This is a genomic window from Pseudomonas sp. AAC (genome assembly GCF_000725445.1).
GTDB lineage: Bacteria > Pseudomonadota > Gammaproteobacteria > Pseudomonadales > Pseudomonadaceae > Pseudomonas > Pseudomonas citronellolis.
Genome location: NZ_KL647095.1, coordinates 576,602 through 597,311, shown reverse-complemented (window position 1 = coordinate 597,311; position 20,710 = coordinate 576,602). Strand labels below are relative to the sequence as shown.

The following is a 20,710-nucleotide window of genomic DNA, read 5'->3' as shown; positions in this document are numbered from 1 at the left end:
CCCCCCCCAAAAAAGCCACACTCCCCGTAGGGCGTATAACCGTTCGCAGTTATACGCCACCGCCCCAAGCCCCAACCCCCCCAGTTTTTTCGAACTCCCCTCCCCACCCCCGACTCGAAACAGCACCACCCACAGGTCCGAGCCGACAAGGAGGCCCCATGTACCGGCAAGCCCTGCTGACCGCCACCGCCCTGGCCCTGCTCGCGGGCTGTTCCCATGAATCCACCCGGGTGCAGAACCCGGTCAACCTGGTGACCTACCGCGACGCGCCGCTGGTGCGCGACGTGCACGACGGCATGAGCAAGGACGAGGTGCTGCGCGTCGGCGGCCCGCCGTCCAGCAGCCAGGCGCGGGCGTACAAGGCCGGTAGCTGCAACAGCTACATCCTCAACAAGGACGGCCGCGAGCAGCCCTACTACGTGACCTTCGACGACCAGGGCAAGGTCGACGGGACCGGCTTCCTCAGTTGTTCCGAACGCGACCGCCACGACCGCGACGCCCACCCCTGAGGCCGGCGGGCGGCGCTCAGCTGAGCGCCGCCACCAGCTCGGCCTTGGTCATCCGCCAGCGCCCGCGCACGCCTGCGCGGGTCGCGCGCGCCAGCAACTCCTTGCGCGTCATGCCCAGCAACTTCTCGGTGGCCGGCTTGCTGCGCCGGGCGAGCCTGGCCAGGGCGTCCACCTCTTCCGGGCTCAGGCCCAGCTTCCCATAATGCGCCTGAACGTGCGCCCGCTGCTTCTCGTGGCGCGCCGTGTGGCCCTGCGTACCGTTGCGAGGCATGGCAATCTCCTTCTGCAAAGGGGGAACAGAGCAATGGACCGGGCGCTGCGAAAAATATTCAGCCTTTATCGCTGCCGTCTATCATGCGAGCAGGAAAACAGGAGAGGACCTCATGAAACACCGCATCGTCGAATTGCCCGCCTTCAGCGTGGTGGGCCTGGAATACCGTGGCGACGGCCAGGACGGCAGCATCGGCCAGCTCTGGCAGCGCTTCCTGCCGCGCGAGCACGAGGTCGCCGCGCAGGCCGACGACCGCAGCGCCTATGGCATCTGCGCCCAGGCCGCCGGCGGCGTCTTCCACTACATTGCCGGCCTGCCGGTCGCACCGGGCACCGCGATTCCCGAAGGCATGGTGAAGTTCGAAGTGCCGGCGCAGAAGTACGCTGTGTTCACTCATATCGGGCCGGTGGAAGGCATCGCCGACAGCTTCCAGCGCATCCACACCGAACTGCTGCCCCAACGCGGGCTGGAACCGCGCAACGCGCCATCCTTCGAGCGCTACACCGAGCGCTTCCACGGGCCGGACGACGCCACCTCGGAAACCGACCTGTACATCCCCATCTACTGACTCAGCGCTTCGGCGCCCGGGCCGGCTGCTTCATCTGCGCCAGCAGGGCGGCGCACTGGTTGTCCTCGCTCTTGCTCGGCGCGATCAGCGCCAGCAGCCCGGCCGCCGGCCCCGCCGCCACGCCCAGGGCGACCATGCCGGCGCCGCGGGCGATCAGCGGGCCGGCGTGGACCCCGGCCTTCGGGTTCTTGAAGGTGCCCTGCACGTACAGCGGCGAGCGCAGCGAGAACAGCCGCACGCCCTTGCTGTGAGGGATGATGTCCAGGTCCAGCTGCTCGGTGGCGAAGTTGCTGGTGCCCTCGACGTTGATGATGGCGTTCTCGGTATCGAAGGCGAAGATCCGCGGCTGGGCCAGGCCCTTGCTGATGCCGACGTCGGCCGCCGCGCAGTTGATCTTCACGTCGTCGTCGCCGAACAGCTTGGCCACCAGGTAGTTGCCGACGTTCAGCCCGGCGATCTCCATCAGCCCCTTGCTGATCCGTCCGTCGTTGATCAGCAGCTTGAGCTCGCCGTTGGCGCCGCCGAGGATGGCCGCCACCGAGTTGCCGGTGCCGCTCAGGGCGGCGTCGCCGTTGAGTTCGCCGAAGCTGGTCTGCATGGGCGCGAAGCTGGGGAACAGCTGCTTCAGCTTGAAGCCGCGGGCCTGCAGCTGTACCCGGCTCTGCATCGGCGCCTTGCCGCCGTCCAGGCGGATCTGCGCGGTCAGGCTGCCGCCGGCCACGCCGAAGCGCAGCGGGTCCAGGCGCAGCAGGCCGTTCTCCAGGCGCAGGTGGGTCTGCAGGTCGCTGATCGGCAGTTTGTCGCTGTGGACGATGCGCTTGCCGGCGAACTCCACGTCGGCGTCCATGGCGCGCCAGCGCTCGGTGCGGAATTCCTCCACCGGCAGCACCTTGTCCGCCGGCTGGCGGGTGCTCTGGCCGCGCGCCTGCTTCTGCGCGTTGCTGTCGGCGCCGATCAGCGGGCCGAGGTCGGCCATGCGCAGCTGCTCGGAGGTCAGCTTGCCGCTGAGCCGCGGCCGTGGCTGGCCGTTGACGAAGGTCAGGCTGCCGTGCAGGTCGCTCTCGCCGACCTTGCCGTTGAAGTTCTGGTACTCGAAGCGCGCGCCGTCCGGGTCGTGCAGTTGCGCGCGCAGGCGGCCGTCGGTGGAATAGGCCGGGGTGTCCGGGAGGGTCACGCCGGTCAGCGGGTAGAGGTTGGCCATGCTGTTGCCGGCCAGCTTCAGGCGCAGGTCCAGGGCGCCGAGGTGCAGCGGATCGGTAAGGGTGCCGACCACCGCGGCGCGGGTGTCGCCCACCTTCACCTCGGCCTGCAGCGGGAACGGCCGGCTGGCGTCCTCCAGGGCCAGCACGCCGCCCACCTTGCCCTCGCCGGCCAGCGGCAGGCCCTTGTAGGTGCCGCGCACCTTCCAGCCGAACACGTAGTCCTGGGTGGCCGCCGCCTGCTCGCCGCCCAGCGCCTTGCCGGCCAGTTGGGCGAAGGGCACCGGCTTGCCGAGGCTGTCCACCAGCACTTCCAGGCGCGTCTTCAGGGTCTGGTCGTCGAAGCCCACGCGGCCCTTGTCGAAGCCGATCTCGCCGATGGCCAGGGACCAGGGCGTGGGCTCCTCGGGCTGCCCCTCTTCCTTGGGCGGCAGGGTGAAGGTCCAGTTGGCGCGGCCATCGGCCAGGCGCAGCAGGTCGGCGCTGGGCTGCGTCAGGCGCACCTGCGGGATCACCACCTGGTGCCACAGCAGCGGCAGCGGCGAAAGGCGGAACTCCACGTGCTTGAGGCTGGCGAACTCGGCCGCGCGGGTCTTGCCCTGCGCCCAGTCGGGGTTGCCCAGGGTGATGTCGCTGGCGGCGAAGTGCGGCCAGGGCACCCAGGCGCGCCAGCTGCCCTCCTCCGGTTCGCGCTGCCAGAGCACCTGCAGCTCGCCGTTGATGGCGAAGGGGCGGCCGATGGCGGCGGAGACCTTGTCGTTGATCAACGGCCGCACACGGTTCCAGTCGAAGGTGGCGATGAACGCCAGCGCCGCCACCAGCAGGGTGAGCAGGCCGGCAAGGCTGAACAGGCAGATTTTTGCGCCGCGCGTCATGCAGAACTCCTTGTCGCCGCGTCGGTTGGGTGCGCCCAGGCAGGCTCTTCTACCGGATTGGACCGCAGGGCGCCGGCGAAATGCCGGAAAAATCGCCGGGGCGGAAAATCGAACGCTTCCCCACCGTAGCACGCCACCCCGGCCGCACGCCGGTATCCGCGCATCGATGCAAGCCGACGCCATGCCCCAGAAACAGGCGCAACCGCTCTGGCATGCGGCTTAGCGAGCGACCGGGCCGCTTGCGGCGATAGCCCTGGCCTTTTGCGCCGGTAGATTTATCTAATCGACAGATATTAACAATCACGTCGATACGCCCCATCGAGACCATTGATAGAAGTCAATATTCACAATCAATTAATTGTTTTTAAAGGAATAAATTAAACATCATCGGCATCGATAACGACAATTGCCCGGCTTCGTTTTCAAATCGATAATCCAGATTGGATACTGGCTCCGTGTCCAGAACAACACCCCTTTCCTCCAGGAGCCACACATCATGAAACGCACTCTCACCTTCGGTTTCGCCCTTTCCCTGATCGCCGCCAACCTCGCCTTCGCCGCCCCGCAAGTGGCCGAGAACGGTTCCTCCTACAGCGTCGACCGTCTGCACCAGCAAATGCAGGCCCGCGTCGCCGAGAACGGCAGCGGCCAGACCATCGACCGCCTGCACAAGCAACTGAGCGAACAGGTCCGCGTTTCGGAAAACGGCAGCAGCCAGACCATCGATCGCCTGCACAAGCAAATGGGTGAAGAAGCCCGCGTGGCCGAGAACGGCAGCAGCCGCACCATCGACCGCCTGCACCAGCAGATGGGTGAAGAGGCTCGCGTAGCCGAGAACGGCAGCTCCAACACCATCGACCGTCTGCACAAGCAAATGGGTAGCGAAGAAGCCCGCGTGGCCGAAAACGGCAGCAGCCACACCATCGACCGTCTGCATGGCGCCATGAGCGTTGCCGAATCCGGTGGCGACACCGTCTTCAACGCCCACTTCCGTCAGGCCTGAAGCCACGCGCAGTACACCGCAAGGTGAAAGAAAAGCCCGGCATTCCAGGCTGTGTGAAAACCCGAGCGGCTCTTCGAAGAGTGCGTTCCTACGTGAAATCTGAAAAGGCTTGGCTATTCAGCCAACCCAGAATCCGCGTAGAAACGCGAAATCCAGGTTGTTTTTTAACCAGCTGGACCGATCCGGAGGTTTTCACACAGCCTGATTCGCCGGGCTTTCTCATGTCTGCGGGTCAGCTCGCCTGGTCGGGCGAACCGTCGGAGCGGCCGATGCTCGGCGGCGCCTCCACCACCAGCTCTTCCGGCACCTCTTCCACCCGCGGGTCGAGGGTGGCGGCCATGGGGCTGACGGTGTCGGGCATGGCCACGTGGTGCAGCGGCGCCTCGTCGACGCGGTGGATGCCGGTGACGCGCCGCGGCTGCACCCAGAAGATCAGCACCAGCGCATAGGCCGACACCAGCATGTAGAACATGCCCGGGCCGAAGTGGCTCATCAGCGCGCCGGCGAACAGCGGACCGATGCACGCGCCCACCCCGTAGGTGGTCAGCAGCATGGCCGAGAGCGCCACGCGCCGCGGCTGCTCGACGTGATCGTTGGCCAGGGCCACCGCCAGCGGGTAGAGGGTGAACAGCAACATGCCGGTGACGAAGCCGTTGGCCAGCAGCGCCCAGTAGGGCAGTTGGATCAGCCCCCACATCGGCGCGGCGGTCACGCACAGCAGCAGCGCGTTGCCGCGGATCAGCCAGCTGCGGTTGACGCGGTCCGACAGCCAGCCCAGCGGCCACTGCGCGCAGAAGCCGGCGACGATGCACATGCCGACGAACAGGCTCGACTGCGAGGTGTCCAGCCCGTTGCGGTTGGCGTACACCGGCGCCAGGCCGTAGAAGGCGCCGACCATCAGGCCGGCGACGAAGATGGTGCCCAGCGACTGCGGCACGCGCTTCCAGAAGAAGCCGATCTCCAGCGGCGCCGCCACCAGCTTGGCCGGGTGCACGCGGCGCGTCAGCGCCAGCGGGATCAGGCAGGCGGAAAAGCAGATCGCCACCAGCAGCAGCGGCTTGTAGTCCAGCGCCGGGCTCGCCGCCAGCAGGCCCTGGCCGAGCACCAGGCCGAGGTCCACCGCCACCATGTAGCCGGCGAACACCTTGCCGCGCTGGTGCCCTTCGGCCTGCTCGTTGAGCCAGCTCTCGATCACCATGTACTGGTTCATCATCACCGCGCCCATCACGAAACGCAGCGCCACCCAGACCGCCAGGGTGTCGATGAGCGCGTGCAGCAGCACGATCACCGTGGCCAGGCCCGCGCAGGCCACGTAGGAACGGATGTGGCCGAAGCCGGCGATCAGCTTGTGGCCGAACTTGCCGCCGCAGACCAGGCCGAAGTAATAGGCCGCCATCAGGCCGCCGACCCACAGGTCGCCGGCGCCCTCGGCGGTCAGGCGCAGGCCCATGTAGGTGGTGAACAGGCCGGAGCCGGCCAGCATCAGGAGGGTGGCGGTGTAGAGCGCGGGGAAGGTGACGAGCGGGCTGAACATGGGGCTACCTCGCCGGGCGACGCTGCGCACGGCGGACGAGAGGACCAGGGAGAGGGGCCGGGAAACCACGGGCGCAGCGGGGCGACCACCACCGCGCGGGAACCGGCCGCGGGCCACGCCGCAAAGCCGCGGCACGGCAGTGGCGCATTATCCACGGCGGCCGGCCGCCCCGCCATTGGCCGCGACGTTCGGCGAGTGCCGGAACCGTCCGACATAGACGCCCTCGAATGAAAAAACGCCCGGGAGATCGCCATGAACGTCAGAGACCCGCAGGAATTCCTGCTCTGGTGCACCTTGCTCAACTACGCCGTGCTGCTGCTCTGGTTCGGCGCCTTCAGCCTCGCCCACGACGGCCTGTACCGCCTGCACAAGCACTGGTTCGGCCTGGGCCGGGAAGCCTTCGACGCCCTGCACTACGGCGGCATGGCCATCTACAAGATCGGCGTGCTGCTGTTCAACCTGGTGCCGCTGCTGGCGTTGTGGATAACCGGGGGCTGACCGTCCCCGGAACGGCGCGCCTCGTTTCTGGCGTCAGATTTTTCTTACTTTTCCTACGGTTCCGCCATGCCCTGCCGATAACTCCTCCCTGGCGCGGTGCGCCTTGCCATGGCCTCGACAAGAACAATCTCCGAATGGCCTGCCTTCACCGAACCTTCTTTGGAGATCGTCAATGCATAGCTGGATATCCAACCTGAGCGTGAACCTCAAGTTGGCCCTCGGCTTCGGCGTGGTCCTGGCGTTTACCGCCATCCTCGCCGTGGTCAGCTGGGTCGGCCTGGGCTCGCTGATCGACCGCAGCAACTGGATGAGCGACATCACCGAGCTCAACGCCCGCCTCACCAAGCTGCGCATCACCCGCCTGCAATACATGATCGCCGACGGCGGCGAGCAGGAAGCCGGCGCCGTCATGAGCGCCCTGGGCGAATTCAAGGCCCACCAGCAGAAGCTGCGCGGCTACTTCGTCAGCCCCGAGAACGTGCGCATGCTCGACCAACTGGGCGGCGTCATCGCCGACTACGAGAAATCCCTGGCCGCCATGCGCAGCGGCTACCAGAACGCCAACGCCACCCGCCGCGCCCTGGAAGGCGAGGCCGCCCGCGCCGGCGAGCTGACCGCGCAGTTGCAGGAAGACGTGCTCAAGGCCCCGGCCGACGAAGAACGCGCCGCCCGCTACCAGGCCATCAGCCGCACCCGCGAGGACCTGCTGCAGGCCCGCTACGACGTGCGCGACTACCTGGCCACCGCCCTGTCCCGCGATGGCGACGGCGTTACCCGCCACCTCGACGAAAGCCTCGCCAGCCTGCCGGCGCTGGAAAACACCCTCGGCCCCGACCTGGCGGCCCGCGTGCAGCAACTGGGCGCGGCGCTGCGCGGCTACCGCGAGGGCGTGCAGGCCCTGCGGGCGAACATGGCCGCCATCGTCCAGGCGCGCAAGGAAATGACCACCCAGGGCCAGGACATCGTCAAGCTCAGCGAATCCCTCTACCAACTGCAACTGGACCGCCGCGACATCGAAAGCGCCCGCGCCCGCAACCTGCAGGTGCTCTTCACCCTGCTGGCCCTGGTGCTGGGCGGCCTGGCCGCGCTGGTCATCACCCGGCAGATCACCCGCCCGCTGCACGCCACCATGGAAGTGGTCGACCGCATCGCCGCCGGCGACCTGTCCCGCGACATCCAGGTCGAGCGTCGCGACGAACTCGGCCGCCTGCAACAGAGCATGCAGCGCATGAGCCACAGCCTGCGCGACCTGATCGGCGGCATCCGCGATGGCGTGACGCAGATCGCCAGCGCCGCCGAGCAGCTTTCGGCGGTCACCGAGCAGACCAGCGCCGGCGCCAACAGCCAGAAGGTGGAAACCGACCAGGTGGCCACCGCGATGCACGAAATGTCCGCCACCGTGCAGGAAGTGGCGCGCAACGCCGAACAGGCCTCCCAGGCCGCGTCCGCCGCCGACCGCGAAGCCCACGACGGCGACCGCGTGGTGAACCAGGCCGTGGAACAGATCGAGCGCCTGGCCGAGGAAGTGGAACGCTCCGCCGACGCCATGCAGCGCCTGGAACAGGAGAGCGAGAAGATCGGCAAGGTCATGGACGTGATCAAGTCGGTGGCCGAGCAGACCAACCTGCTGGCGCTCAACGCCGCCATCGAAGCCGCCCGCGCCGGCGAGGCCGGCCGCGGCTTCGCCGTGGTGGCCGACGAAGTCCGCGCCCTGGCCCAGCGCACCCAGCAGTCCACCGAAGAGATCGAAGCCCTGGTCGCCGGCCTGCAGAGCGGCACCCGCCAGGTCTCCAGCGTCATGCTCGGCAGCCGCGAACTGACCGCCAGCAGCGTGGCCCTGAGCCGCCAGGCCGGCGAATCCCTGGGCAGCATCACCCGCACCGTGTCGAACATCCAGGCGATGAACCAGCAGATCGCCACCGCGGCCGAGGAACAGAGCGCCGTGGCCGAGGAAATCAGCCGAAGCGTGGTCAGCGTGCGCGACGTGTCCGAACAGACCGCCGCAGCCAGCGAAGAAGTCGCCGCCTCCAGCGTGGAACTGGCGCGCCTGGGCGGGCAGCTGCAGACGCTGGTGAGCCACTTCCGCGTCTGATCGGAATCGTCTGATTGCCCCGCCAGGCCCGCCCGGCGAATGCTGGGCGGGCCCTTGCTGAGGGCGGATGGGTCACGGCAGGGACGCCGGGGCCATCCTTGCCTACGGCAGAAGAGACAACCTCATCCCCTCGCCCGGCCTCGGCGGGTCAGTCGGTGCCGTACTTCGGCGAACGCGGGCCGTACAACAGCGCACCCGGCCGCCCGGCGGACAGCAGGCGCTGGCTGGCGACACCGGCGATGGGGTAGCCGGCATCGTCCTGGGCGCTGCTGATGATCTGCTTGACCGCCGCGGTGATCAGCATGCCCAGCAGGCCGCCGTTGTTATTGCTGCTACCCTCCTCGCTGGAGGCGGTGGCGCTTCCCGTCCACAGGGTGGTGCCGGTCTTCAGGTCCACCAGCTTGGCCCCGGCGGTCACCACGGTCGCGCTGCTCAGCACCATGTAGCTGGTGCCGTACTGCGTCACGGTGATGTACAGGGCCGCATCCGCGCCGAAGATTTCCTGCAGCTTCGCCGGGGATACCGCATGGATGTCCGCCGGGGTGGAGAGGCCGTTCTGGCGGAACGTCTCGGCCACCAGCGCCACCGGCAGCACGTAGTACCCGGCCTCGGCGAGTGGGAAGGTCACCTGCGAGAGCATGCTGTAGGTCGCCTTCACGTCCGGCGAATCGTTCAGCGGCGGCAGCACCAGGATCGAACGCGGCCGGGCCTGCTTGTAGGCCGAGTAGTCGACGGTCTTCTGCGGCGCGCAACCGGCGAGCAGCGCCAGCGCGAACAGGGCCAGCAGAGTCTTGATCGGGTTCCACATCACTTGCTACCCCCTTGCCTTGCGTTCTTCAGCAGAAAATCCATGTAGGCCGACGACTCCGGGAACAGCGCCTTCTCGGTATTGAACTGCTGGACCATCTGGTCGTCCTTGCCCAGGCTCGAATACAGCAGGCCCAGTTGCGCGTGATAGCCTGGCGGAACATGGCCGTCGGTGGCGGCGATCTTCTGCAGGTCGCGCTCCAGCGCCTCGGCCTGCGCCTCCTTCGCCTCGCTGGTGAAATAGTCGTGGACCTGGGACTGGTAGCTTTCCCACTGGTACAGCGTCTTCGGCGAGGAACACCCGGCAAGCGACGCCACGCCTGCGCACACCAGCGCCACCAGGCAGCCCCTGGCAACAAAGTTCTTACCCATGAACATCACTACTCCCTGCTTTTCTTCGGGTTATCGGGCCGGGTTCCAGGCGCCGCTGTCCACCGCGTTCACCAGCTTGTTCACCGCCTCACGCATGGCCAGGTCCAGGACCTTGCCGTTGAGCGTGGAGTCATAACTGGCGGTGCCGCCGAAGCCGATGATCTCGCGGTTCGACAGCTCGTACTCGCCCGCCCCCTGCGAGGAATAGACGACCTCGGAGGTGCTGATGTTGACGATGTTCAGCGCCACCTTGGCATAGGCCACCTGGGTCTTGCCGCGCCCGAGGATGCCGAACAACTGGCGGTCGCCGACCTCCTTGCGACCGAATTCGGTGACATCGCCGGTCACCACATAGTCGGCGCCCTTGAGCTGCTGGGCCTGGCCCTTGATAGCGGCCTCCTGCTGGATCTCGCTCATGTTGTCGCGGTCCAGCACGTTGAAGCGGTTGGTCTGCTGCAGATGGGTGATCAGGATGGTCTTCGCCTGGCCGCCAAGGCGGTCGACGCCATCGGAGAAGATGCCCCGCATATAGCTGGAGCGGTTATCGAACTTGCCCACCGCAATGGGCGAACGCACGCCGGAATACGGCTTGTTGACGCTCTCCACCTGCTGCACCGGCAGCGCCCTGGAGCTTTCCGTGGCACAACCGCCGACCGTCAGCAGGGCGGCGGACGCCACGCCCAACAACAAGCCCCGGGACATTTTCATCTTCACACTGCATTCCCCCTCGGAAATCCAATAAACAGGGCCGCCAGCCAATGCCGACGGCCGTCTTCTCAATGGCCAGGCAATGCCATAGAGCCACCATGGCAACCGGAACCACGATGGGCCCGGGCACCCGACGCGCACGGCGGAACCCATGCGCGCAGGCATGCGAGGAAGGAAAGTTCGAGCACGGGAAACGCAGCCGCTACAGGACGTACCGGCGTGAACGGCAGGAGGAGGCGAGACAAGGCCTGGCATCCAGCCTGTGGGAATGAACTGCATCCCGTCGATCCTTCGAAAACATCTTGTTACCTGGCCGCGCCATTAAAACACAAGCATTGAGCCACCACCCATACCACCTACGTGGAATCAGAAGTGCCTCAAGAAATCCTCTTCGCGCAGTGGACGGAACCGCGGCTCCAGCACGGTGCTCCCGGCCCTGGCGAGCACATCGGCGCGCAACAGTCCATGCAAAAAGCCCTTTCCCCAGCGTTTTTCAGATGCGTCCTAAACCCATCGCATAGCGAAGCAAGCAGTCTCCGGGCAAGTTCTGGAGAACCGCAACCTAGAGCCTTCCGCGATGAAAACGCAGTCGAACGACGCCACCCGGCGCCCCGACGTTGCCTACCTGGCAACCCGGACACGAGCCCTCTACCACCGCCTGGTCGACCTGGATTCCGCACGCCTGCCGCCAGCCACACGCCTCAAGCAACTGGAGCGTTCGCGAGCGGAAGTCTTCGACCTGGGGCACAACCTCGCCGAACTGCTCGGCGACCGACGGGGCAGCACCGAGCGACGGCGGGCGGACAAGGCGGCGCAACTCATCGCCGCCCTGCACCGCCGGCTGATCCAGGGCTACTGGGCCCTGGCCCGGGGCGAATGCACCGAGGCGCAACTCAAGGCACTGCTCTTGCAGCGCACGCTGCGCAGCGCCCAGGAAATCCACTTCAGCGCCCTGCTCAACGGCCAGGAGGCGCCGGCCGGTTTCTGGCGCCTGCTCCATCGCCTCTACGCCAAGGCCCGGCAGGCGTCGCTGCAGGACATCGACGTGAAGGACCCGGAAATCCCGGAAGCCCGCAGCCAAAGCATCAGCCGCGGCTACCTCGGCGCCCTGCTGCTGGCAAGCTCGGCCCCCCTGCAGATGCCCGGGGAAGCCTTGCAGGTGCTGATCGAATCCCTGGAAACGCTCGCCTCGACGGCCCGCCTGGGCAATGCCCGCGATACCGACCGCTGGATCATCGCCAGCGACCGCGACCAGGCGTTCCTCGACATCGACAAGGCGCCCGCCACCGAGGGCCACCTGGCGCTGCAGCTGGACGAAGCGATCAAGGTGATGCAGCACTTCAAGGGCCTCGGCGGCGCCAAAGAGGGGTTCGACCTCAAGGACCACCTGCTGCGCAGCTGGCGCGGCCAGCCGCCCGGCGCCGACTGGGAAGCCTGCCACGGCTTCGGCGCACTCCTGGAGCACCTGGGCGCCGGCAAGGACGAGGCCGCCCTGGACGCCCGCCACTTCGCCCTCCAGGCCAAGGCGCAGGACGTCTGGGCAATCCACAGCGACGGCCGGGCCGGGCTCGACGAAGAAGTGCCGCACCTGGAACCCATCGAATTCAAATCCCCCAGCGAAAGCGCCGCCGAACGGCCCCCGGTCATAGCGCTGAGCCAGGTCACACCCCTTTCCAACGGCGTATCCGCGCTCTGGAGCAACGGCGAGCCCCCACCGCCCAAGGCCGGCGACCTGCTCGGCATCCGCCCCGGCTCCGAAGCGCCCTGGCAACTGGCGCGCGTCGACAGGGTAACCCCGGCAGGCAACGGCCAAGCCCAGCTGACCCTTGCCTGGCTCTCGAAACATCCCCGCGCCTGCCGCATCACCCTGCGCAGCAAACTGCAGGAAAGCGCCCCGCGCAACGCCCTGCTGCTGGACGACGCCGGCACGACACGCATCCTCTGCCCCACGCTGCCGCTGGCCAGCGGCAAGAAGCTGCTGGTGGAAGAAGCTGAAAGCCGCTACATCGCCCTGCTCGGCGAGGCACTGGACGGCGGAGCGGAGCCGGCCTGCTTCAGGTTGCAGCGCCTGGACATCGAAGTGGAGGCAGAGCCGGCTGGCAGCCCGGGATAAATCCGCCGCCTTGTCGCCAAGGCCCGTCCTACAGGGAATTTCGGAAATTATCCGTCTTCCGCCGCTCCAGCGACCTGCCTATCCTGCCCCGGCCACGGTCAGTCCCGTGGCCGGGTTTGACAGTCCGACGAATAGGCGCGATGCGCCAGAAGGTGCAGGCGAAAACGGCGAACGTTTTCGCAGGCTCCCGCACACCTGCAGTTTTCTGCTGCAATCCTCCATGGCGGATCGTGCGGGGGAGACCTTCGGGTCTGCCGGTTCCTATTCCCGGTCTGTCACCTCCGCACGGTCCGCCTCCATTCGACTGACAGCAGATGGCGGCGGCTCCTCAATGGAATAGGAGTCCGACAATGCACGACGCATACACCCCAACCACCTTCATTCGCCACGGCCGCCCCCTGCGCGGCGTGATGATCGACAACCAACCCTGGTTCGCCGCCCAGGACCTCGCCCGCCTCCTCGGCTTCGGCTACCCCCAGCGCTTCCACTACCGCTTCCGCCCCCACGAAACCCGCCGCATCCACGTCCGCTACGCCACCGACAGCGAAGAACCGCTCGACATGATCAACGAAGCCGGCCTCTACAAGGCCCTGATCCGCTTCGGCCACCCGGAAAGCCAGCACCTGGACCAATGGCTGAGCCGCGAAGTCATCCCCACCCTGCGCGACCAACACGCCCCCGACCACCACACCCCCCGCCGCGTACTGATGAGCTGGCAGGCACGCCGGGTGATGTTGCTGGATTGGCAAGGGGAGCTGTGGGTGCCGCTGGAGGAGATGCCGAGGTTGATGCTGGATCGGTGAGGGGCAGGTGCGGCTATTTACTGGTTCAGGAAAAAAGAGACAGGCTTATTTTGTGAGGACAGGAAAATAAGTCTGTTTCCTTTTCGCTCCCTTTCAGCTCCGCTAACTCTTCGGCAATGAAGCTGGCGCTGGAAACCTAGCACAATAGACGTCTCCGACATCAACCCCAGGAAAGAACCAGCGCTGCCAATTCTCGATAACCCATCTTTTTTTAAGGCACCTTCCTTCGGTACTTTCAACTGGGAAAATTGCCAAATACATACCCGCCTTCTGCCCTGAGACAATCAGCCCTCCCATTCCCCTATTCCGGTCCAGCGGATCAAATACAATAATATCCACATATTCCTCATACAACCCACCTGATGGAGATCTAATTACAACACCCCTTGCTATTAGATCATCAAAATCAGAGAGCCTTTTCCACTCATCCATCATCTAGACCTCAAATAGTAATCACCAAAAGAGCCCTCATGACTCCTGCAAAATTGGGACAGATTTATTTTCATCACTCTAGTCCTGCCCATCAGATCAGTTTTAGAGTAAAAAATAAATCCACCCCCTTTTACTTTCTATTTACTTAACAACCTCGACCACCAGCTTCTCCTAGGCTCGTCGCGAGCTGGATGTGTGGATGGACCATCCGGACGCAGCAAATCTCCAGGATAATACTCATGTCCTATGCACAAGGAGTCGTCAATACCAAAGGCCTTTACCGCCGCCACTGCTTCGATGCACCAGCGCCCGAAATAGCTCCCCTTTTCCAATGGATGTTTTTCCGGATCACCATAGATGTACCAGTAAGGTTCAACAGTGGGAGTCTTGCGACTTTTAGGCGCCGGCCGCTTAAGTTCCGGATACCAGTGGTCGACAAAATCTCGCAATAATCCAGCCTGCCTCTCTCGAGGTGCATCAATGGCCTTGAGCAGCCTCGCATAGGGTTTCGCATGTAATAGTACCGTCCCAATTTTGCGCTCAGGCTGGCGGCTAGCAATAATGCGATCCAGCAGTATGTCTTCGCCCTCTCCATCAATAAGCTTTAGCAAACGTCGCCATTGCACATCAGGAACTCCCAAGGCTAGCGCCAATCCTACAAGCCAGAAGCACCAATTATAGTGATTAAGATTTGAAAGCCTAAAATCCCAGTCTCGACAAGTAGCAATCTTGTGTTCATGGCACACTTCACCAGCAAGCTTGTTTGATAACCCCCAGTTATCCAAGACCTTTGGGAAATACTGAGAAAGCTCACATATGGGGTCACCTCGCGAATAACGACGAAGTGTTAGCCGAAGATACCTTTCCGCCAGATTAAAAACAAACTGCGGCTCATAAACTGGATTCTGGCTTGGCGAGGAAATCAATACCGAATTATCAGCCACTACCCCCAGGTCAAATTCAACCCTTGAATTCCAGTACGAAAGATCACCAACAGCACACCGAATCACTGTTGCGCTCCTATCAAGTTAGCCTGAGAGGAAAGAGCAAAAGGCTCGCAAATAGGCAGATGGCTTATTTTTATCATTTCAACCCTACCCGTCCAGCCAGCTTCAAACCAGAAAAACAGCCCCTTTCTTCTTAGCACTAGAAATAGGGCTTGCCTATTCTTCATCCCAGAAATTACCAGGAGGTGCATATTCACCATCTTTCAAAATCGCGCACCAACCAAAATTAGTATAAAACATTTCAAGGTCAATAACTTTATAGGTATCAATTCCAATTTTCCTCAGTGTAATCAGGCCATTTGCATAGTGTGTATATTCACCCCCACCTCCTGCAACTGCTCTTAACTCCAACTCTCTTCGATCCCAATCACAGACAAATCCGGATGATGCGGGAACAGTATCTGAAAAAGAAATCTCAAACTCTTTAGACACTTTACACAAGCAAGGAATTCGGCTTTGCCTAAGCAACTGTTCAGCTCTCATATCTTGTGGGAATCTTATAACCAGCTTCATTTAAGAGAACTCTTTCAAAAAAGGGGACAGATTTATTTATCACACCCTAATCCTGCCCAGTCAGCCAGCTTTAGAGTAGGAAAAATAAATCTGCCCCCTTTTCGTTTCTATTCAACCTTCGACTCATATACACTTAGAAGCCTCTCCATATAGTCTTTTTTAAAAACCCCTTGCCTAACCTGCCTTTCCAAATACTCTCTCCCCACAAAATAATCCCCTCTCAGCTTCTTCAAAATTCCATTTAACCCTTCCATCCAAACAAAAACACCAAACTCCTCTAGCATCTCTATATACAAAGCCCAATCAGCAGTATCTGAAAAAGCAATTACTCTTGCTCGCCCACCCTCAAATATGTGCTTCTCATATGATGAAACCAGAACATCCAAGTACTTGGATGCATCATCAAGAACATCCATATCGATAACGCCGGAGACCTCATGACCACCGTCTTCGAGCACTAGGACAAAGCAGAAGAAAATTTTCGTCGCACCTAATCCTCGGGAAATAGAAAAAAGGTCGCGCAGAAAGTCATCCTCATAAAGAACCTCTCTTTCCACAATGTTCGCCCCAGCTTTCTTAATCTTGAAAACATACTCTGGCAATAACTTTGAAGAATCTACAAGACGGGACAACAAAGCTTCAAATTTCTCAACCACTCTAACCACCGAAATCATGGAATCTCAAAAATTACCTCACCAAAAGAGACAAATTTATTTTCATCACTCTAACCTTTTCGCCAGATCAGCCTTAGAGCAGGAAAAATAAATTTATCCCCTTTCCGGCGCCAACTCTAGAAGAAGCTAACCGTTTCCTTTCTGCTATTTCCGATTATTTCTAGATCGCCTCGCGCTTAGAACAAAAATATAACCATCACTATTTCCCGCGCTCTATCCCCAGAAACTCAAGTCCTCCTGTCAATAACTGTCTCTCAAGTGAATCAGCCACCAAGATACCCTCTTCATATTCTTCCAAATTATCTGAAAGCCAGCTTTCACCATCCCTAACCAAACAAAACTTAACTACCGCCCCAAACTCATCACAAGAAATAATAGCTTGAAGCTTCCTACAACCGGTCCCTTCAGCCCCCCGCCAACTCTCAAATAGAGCTTCCACAAATAGGCAGGCCTGTAAAACAAAATCCGAAGCCACATAGTCGTCTATGTGAATTGAATTGATGAAGCATTCATAACCAGTCCTATCTGGAAAACTATCTAAACGAGAATTTCCGCCTCTGGTTTTAAGGGCGGCCAAGAATGCGCATCCATCATCTATAACAAATCCACCAGCAAGCAGATCGAGTAAACTTTCAGCGAGAGACTCTTCCCCCCGACTGATACCTCCCACCACCTCTTTGAATTTTTTATTTGCCGCTATCAAAGTGACTATCCCAAATACTTTTCCATACCTTTAACTATATAGCCCGACTAAGTCGCCCACCATCCAGAAGCTTGTTTACAGACCTCACGAAAAAGGACACATTTATTTTCATTACTCTAATCTTGCCGTCAGATCAGATTTAGAACAGGAAAAATAAATCTGTCCCGAATGGCACTTACTTAAGCGCTAAGCGATTGATTCAGAAAAGAAAGGCTGCTCTTGGTCTACGGTGATAGTTGCGAACACACACCGAGCCCAAGGAGCAGCCCAGATGAATCCTAGGCGCCAAGCCGTCATTCATCAACAGCAGCGCGCCCGTCGGCATACATCGAATACGGACGCTTACGCCTTCTTCAACCTGCTAACCGGCCCTGAATTATTCGAGCATGTCGAGTCGTTGCTGCCGGTTCATCGGGAGCGCTTGTTCCCGCCGACAGAGACGTTGTCCATGTTCATGGCCCAGGCCTTGAGTGCCGACCGTTCCTGCCAGAAGGCGGTCAATGAGATGGCCGTCAAACAACTGTTAGCGGGTTTGAAGCCGTGCAGCACGCACACCGGCGGCTACTGCCGTGCTCGTCAGCGGTTGCCGGTGGAGATGGTTTCCACGCTGGTGCGCAACACTGGCAGCCTGATCAGTCACTCTTCAGCCAAGACAGGGCAGTGGATGGGTAGGCCGGTTCGGCTGGTGGATGGCACGACGGTGTCGATGCCGGATACAACGGCTAATCAGGCCGCCTATCCGCAGTCGCGCAGGCAAAAGCCGGGATTGGGCTTTCCGATTTGTCGGCTGGTTGGCATCGTCTGCCTCTCCAGCGGTGCAGTGCTGAATGCGGCATTGGGTCGTTTTCGCGGCAAGGGTGGCGATGAGCAAACCCTGTTGCGGTCGATGCTCGATACGTTGAACGCTGGCGATGTTTTGCTGGGAGATGCCTACTATGCGACCTATTTCCTGCTGTGCGAATTGCAACGCAGGGGCATCGATGGTGTGTTTGAGCAATATGGCGCGCGTCGGCGTAGTACCGACTTTCGGCGAGGTAAGCGCCTGGGGACGCGCGATCATCTGATCGGTCTGGAAAAGCCCCGGAAACGCCCATCCTGGATGAGTCAGGCTTACTACGAGCAAGTGCCTGACAGGTTGGAGGTTCGGGAGTTGAAAGCGGGCGACAAGATTCTGGTCACGACGCTGCGCTGCACGAGTCAAACACCCAAGGCTGCCTTGAAAGCGCTGTTCAAAAGCCGCTGGCACGTAGAGTTGGATCTGCGCAATCTCAAAACCACGATGGGGCTCGAAATGCTGAGCTGTAAAGCTCCCGCGATGGCTATCAAGGAACTCTGGATTTACCTGCTGGCACACAACCTGATTCGCCTGATCATGGCGCAATCGGCCTCGATGGCTGACTGCCTACCCCGTCAATTGAGCTTCAAGCACAGCCTCCAGCTATGGCTGGCGTGGCGGCAATTCGACGATGATCCTGACGGAGGTACGACTCTTCGCGGCCTGCTGGTTCTGGTCGCGCAACAGCGTGTCGGCAATCGCTCCGGGCGAGTTGAACCCAGAGCCCTCAAGCGAAGGCCAAAGACCTACCCATTACTGACCTGCACACGTCAATCTGCTCGGGCAGCGATCAAGAAACACGGTCATCCGAAAAGGGTTAAGTAAGTGCCATTCAAATCTGTCCCCTTTTCGGTCGATGTTTTGCAGATTTGCCGCTCGCTATTGTTGCTGGCCTCCAATGCACAGTCGTTGTATCAGGCCGAGCATGAACGGCGAAGGTTCGGGCGGTAGGGCGCGACAGCAGCAGAAGCAAAAAGCCTCGGCAATGCCGGGGCTATTTGTTGGCATAGAGCTTATCGAAGAGACCAATCGTGTATGGATATGAACTGAATGGTTTGCTCGGGAGCATGTTCTAGAGATGCTCTATAGTCCGTTATAAAACTAACTCCCTCCAAGATTTTCCCACCAGCCTCAAGAAGAAAGTCATCATCCATATCATTGAATATAATATCGAAACTCACCTCAAGAGATCGTAACCGATCCCCCGGTCTCACCCCAGCGAAGCTTCCACCATACCCACGACCAACACACACCCTATACAACTTCAAGTTTTCCTCGAACTCTAGAGAAACCACATTATTCATATAGACAAGTGATTTCACTATCGTATAAGGGCCACCGGGAAATCCACACTTTGAGACCACGCCCATCCAGCCGATATTTGAGGAAATCCTCTGATCAAGCGTGGAGTCTTTGTCGTACCACTCAACAACTCCGATTAACTCCTCAACCGTATCAAAGCACTCGCCAACTTTAAACCCAGCTGCGCATTTAGAGGGGGTCAACTCCGCCATTAAATCAGGAACAAATATTGTCATTGAATTAATCCCACGCTTTCCACTGACCACCCTCATATTTCAATCGGTTACCGGCAGCATCAAAATACTGCTGATAACTAGTAATCGTCCCTGGCTTAAAACCCGACGCCGGATCAATCACTCTAACTTCCGTTCCATCCTTGTATGTCAACTTGTAATACGGCGCTTCATGTACTCCACCGCCAGGATGAACTTGGACTTCTTTAACTGTTGCATGTCCTTCAACAGTGAATGCCTGAGCCTTACCTGAAGCACTAGATGTTGCCGGCTTTGGCGTAAGAGTCGCGCCATCAAGGGTCAACGACTGCTTAAGGATGGTCTGAAATAGTGATGAATATCTGACCGACTTCAGCGCCTGCCGATTTTGAAAGCGACCAATCGATCAAAAGCCATCAGGTCAGCCGCTCATTTCTGTGTTTTTAGCCGCCGCGAGCCCCTCGCAGCAGCCATCTTCCGCACTACAGGCGCATCTCTCCTATGCCGGCCAGCAAATGCCGGCGAGCCATCCACAGATTCGACAGGGCAAACAGCGTCACCATTTGCGCGGCATTCTTGGCCAGTCCGCGGAAACGCACCTTGGTGTAACCAAACTGCCGCTTGACCACTCGGAATGGGTGCTCAACCTTGGCGCGGGTCTGCGCCTTGGCTTTCTCGATCTTGCGGATCGCGTTGTACAAGGCGCTGCGCTTGCCATGTTTCTTGTAAGTGCTGCGCCGAGCCGCGATCTGCCAGATGACTGGCCGGCCTTCATGTTCAGGGCGCTTTTCGACTCCGGTGTAACCCGCGTCAGCACACACTACGTTTTCCTCGCCGTGCAGCAGTTGGTCGACCTGGGTGAGGTCCGCGACATTCGCCGCCGTGACCACCACGCTGTGTACCAGGCCGGAGTCCTCGTCGGCGCCAATGTGCGCTTTCGCGCCAAAATAGTACTGGTTGCCCTTCTTGGTCTGGCGCATTTCCGGATCGCGCTTGCCGTCCTTGTTCTTGGTCGAACTCGGCGCGTGGATCAGCGTGGCATCGACGATGGTGCCCTGGCGCAGCGACAGGCCTCGGTCACCCAGGTAGCCGTTGATCACCGCCAGAATCCCCGCCGCCAACTCGTGTTTCTCCAGCAGGCGCCGGAAGTTGAGGATGGTGGTTTCGTCGGGTATGCGCTCCAGGCTCAGACCGGCGAACTGGCGCAGGATGGTGGTCTCGTACAGCGCTTCCTCCATCGCCGGATCACTGTAGCCGAACCAGTTCTGCATGAGATGCACGCGCAGCATCGCCATCAGCGGATAGGCCGGACGACCACCTTCGCCCTTCGGGTAATGCGGTTCGATCAGGGCGATCAAACCCTGCCACGGCACCACCTGATCCATTTCGATCAGGAACAACTCCTTGCGGGTCTGCTTGCGCTTGCCGGCGTACTCGGCGTCGGCGAAGGTCATCTGCTTCATCGGGAATCTCGGGCAGTGGGATCGGCGTATTTCACCAGATTCGGAAAGTCTTCTTCAGAGTTCCCCTAGTTACAGGAGTACCAACCACCTCTTTAGTTTGGAGAAGCGACTTCAACTCGCCCTGGGGAATAGTGAACTGACTAGCATTCTTAGACGAGTTGTAGTGACGACTAACGACATGCTCCCATCCAGCCTTGCTATCACCTGTCATCAAATT

At 60.9% G+C, this 20,710-nt stretch carries 21 protein-coding genes and 1 pseudogene; 9 read left to right on the top strand and 13 right to left on the bottom strand.

Annotation, left to right across the window (positions count from 1 at the left end):
• Positions 1-158: 158 nt before the first annotated feature.
• Positions 159-509, top strand: coding sequence for an osmotically-inducible lipoprotein OsmE (osmE, locus tag FG99_RS08110; RefSeq protein WP_009613351.1), 351 nt, complete (start codon positions 159-161; stop codon positions 507-509).
• 16 nt (positions 510-525) lie between these two features.
• Here the strand turns inward: osmE and FG99_RS08105 are convergent, their stop codons facing one another.
• The gene (locus FG99_RS08105; RefSeq protein WP_043268683.1) at positions 526-780 is read right to left on the bottom strand and encodes a hypothetical protein; all 255 of its coding nucleotides are present in this window, start codon (positions 778-780) and stop codon (positions 526-528) included.
• Between the two features lie 112 nt (positions 781-892).
• On the opposite strand from FG99_RS08105, the gene FG99_RS08100 reads away from it, so the two are divergent.
• Positions 893-1,348, top strand: a complete 456-nt coding sequence (locus FG99_RS08100) for a GyrI-like domain-containing protein (protein ID WP_043268681.1) — start codon at positions 893-895, stop codon at positions 1,346-1,348.
• Between the two features lies 1 nt (position 1,349).
• On the opposite strand, the gene FG99_RS08095 is transcribed toward FG99_RS08100, so the two are convergent.
• A complete protein-coding gene (locus tag FG99_RS08095) occupies positions 1,350-3,422 on the bottom strand; it encodes an AsmA family protein (RefSeq protein WP_043268679.1) in 2,073 nt (690 codons plus the stop codon).
• 496 nt (positions 3,423-3,918) lie between these two features.
• Between FG99_RS08095 and FG99_RS08090 the strand changes: the two genes are divergently transcribed.
• Positions 3,919-4,425, top strand: a complete 507-nt coding sequence (locus FG99_RS08090) for a hypothetical protein (RefSeq protein ID WP_009613357.1) — start codon at positions 3,919-3,921, stop codon at positions 4,423-4,425.
• A gap of 232 nt (positions 4,426-4,657) precedes the next feature.
• On the opposite strand, the gene FG99_RS08085 is transcribed toward FG99_RS08090, so the two are convergent.
• Positions 4,658-5,959: an MFS transporter gene (locus tag FG99_RS08085; protein ID WP_043268677.1), complete on the bottom strand. Its 1,302-nt coding sequence runs from the start codon at positions 5,957-5,959 to the stop codon at positions 4,658-4,660.
• A gap of 252 nt (positions 5,960-6,211) precedes the next feature.
• Between FG99_RS08085 and FG99_RS08080 the strand changes: the two genes are divergently transcribed.
• From FG99_RS08080 to FG99_RS33185, 3 genes and pseudogenes are all read left to right on the top strand, one after another.
• Positions 6,212-6,457, top strand: coding sequence for a DUF6868 family protein (locus tag FG99_RS08080; protein WP_009613362.1), 246 nt, complete (start codon positions 6,212-6,214; stop codon positions 6,455-6,457).
• A 172-nt stretch (positions 6,458-6,629) separates the two neighbouring features.
• Positions 6,630-7,694, top strand: a pseudogene (locus tag FG99_RS33190) (methyl-accepting chemotaxis protein); the annotation flags it as partial.
• Complete coding sequence (locus FG99_RS33185; protein ID WP_371263862.1) at positions 7,677-8,549, top strand: methyl-accepting chemotaxis protein; 873 nt, start codon at positions 7,677-7,679, stop codon at positions 8,547-8,549. The pseudogene FG99_RS33190 and the gene FG99_RS33185, both read left to right, overlap by 18 nt.
• Positions 8,550-8,697: 148 nt before the next feature.
• On the opposite strand, the gene FG99_RS08070 is transcribed toward FG99_RS33185, so the two are convergent.
• From FG99_RS08070 to FG99_RS08060, 3 genes are read right to left on the bottom strand one after another with little or no spacing between them, the layout of a single operon-like run.
• A complete protein-coding gene (locus FG99_RS08070; RefSeq protein ID WP_009613365.1) occupies positions 8,698-9,357 on the bottom strand; it encodes a DUF799 domain-containing protein in 660 nt (219 codons plus the stop codon).
• Positions 9,357-9,728 carry a DUF4810 domain-containing protein gene (locus tag FG99_RS08065; RefSeq protein ID WP_024128116.1) on the bottom strand — a complete coding sequence of 124 codons (372 nt, stop codon included), beginning with the start codon at positions 9,726-9,728 and terminating at the stop codon, positions 9,357-9,359. Before FG99_RS08065 ends, FG99_RS08070 begins: the two co-directional genes overlap by 1 nt.
• A gap of 30 nt (positions 9,729-9,758) precedes the next feature.
• Positions 9,759-10,436 (bottom strand): CsgG/HfaB family protein, encoded by a 678-nt coding sequence (locus tag FG99_RS08060; protein ID WP_009613369.1) that lies wholly within the window; start codon positions 10,434-10,436, stop codon positions 9,759-9,761.
• A 577-nt stretch (positions 10,437-11,013) separates the two neighbouring features.
• Between FG99_RS08060 and FG99_RS08055 the strand changes: the two genes are divergently transcribed.
• Positions 11,014-12,549: a hypothetical protein gene (locus FG99_RS08055; RefSeq protein ID WP_043268672.1), complete on the top strand. Its 1,536-nt coding sequence runs from the start codon at positions 11,014-11,016 to the stop codon at positions 12,547-12,549.
• A 350-nt stretch (positions 12,550-12,899) separates the two neighbouring features.
• Positions 12,900-13,352, top strand: coding sequence for a BRO-N domain-containing protein (locus FG99_RS08050; protein ID WP_043268670.1), 453 nt, complete (start codon positions 12,900-12,902; stop codon positions 13,350-13,352).
• A gap of 102 nt (positions 13,353-13,454) precedes the next feature.
• Here the strand turns inward: FG99_RS08050 and imm45 are convergent, their stop codons facing one another.
• The 5 genes from imm45 to FG99_RS31975 all read right to left on the bottom strand — a co-directional run bounded on the left by imm45 (position 13,455) and on the right by FG99_RS31975 (position 16,681).
• Entirely contained in the window at positions 13,455-13,784 is a 330-nt protein-coding gene (imm45, locus tag FG99_RS31985) for an Imm45 family immunity protein (protein WP_168187687.1), read from the bottom strand.
• Between the two features lie 137 nt (positions 13,785-13,921).
• Positions 13,922-14,794: a PoNe immunity protein domain-containing protein gene (locus FG99_RS31145; protein ID WP_081884590.1), complete on the bottom strand. Its 873-nt coding sequence runs from the start codon at positions 14,792-14,794 to the stop codon at positions 13,922-13,924.
• 153 nt (positions 14,795-14,947) lie between these two features.
• Entirely contained in the window at positions 14,948-15,304 is a 357-nt protein-coding gene (locus tag FG99_RS31140) for a hypothetical protein (protein WP_061562915.1), read from the bottom strand.
• A 107-nt stretch (positions 15,305-15,411) separates the two neighbouring features.
• Positions 15,412-15,978, bottom strand: coding sequence for a hypothetical protein (locus FG99_RS31980; RefSeq protein ID WP_141766015.1), 567 nt, complete (start codon positions 15,976-15,978; stop codon positions 15,412-15,414).
• 199 nt (positions 15,979-16,177) lie between these two features.
• Complete coding sequence (locus FG99_RS31975) at positions 16,178-16,681, bottom strand: hypothetical protein (RefSeq protein WP_141766014.1); 504 nt, start codon at positions 16,679-16,681, stop codon at positions 16,178-16,180.
• A 271-nt stretch (positions 16,682-16,952) separates the two neighbouring features.
• On the opposite strand from FG99_RS31975, the gene FG99_RS08045 reads away from it, so the two are divergent.
• Positions 16,953-18,341, top strand: a complete 1,389-nt coding sequence (locus FG99_RS08045; protein ID WP_043268668.1) for an IS4 family transposase — start codon at positions 16,953-16,955, stop codon at positions 18,339-18,341.
• A gap of 188 nt (positions 18,342-18,529) precedes the next feature.
• Here the strand turns inward: FG99_RS08045 and FG99_RS31970 are convergent, their stop codons facing one another.
• A complete protein-coding gene (locus FG99_RS31970) occupies positions 18,530-19,090 on the bottom strand; it encodes a hypothetical protein (RefSeq protein ID WP_156060053.1) in 561 nt (186 codons plus the stop codon).
• Positions 19,091-19,512: 422 nt separating this feature from the next.
• Entirely contained in the window at positions 19,513-20,493 is a 981-nt protein-coding gene (locus tag FG99_RS08040; protein ID WP_043268666.1) for an IS5 family transposase, read from the bottom strand.
• Positions 20,494-20,710: the final 217 nt, after the last annotated feature.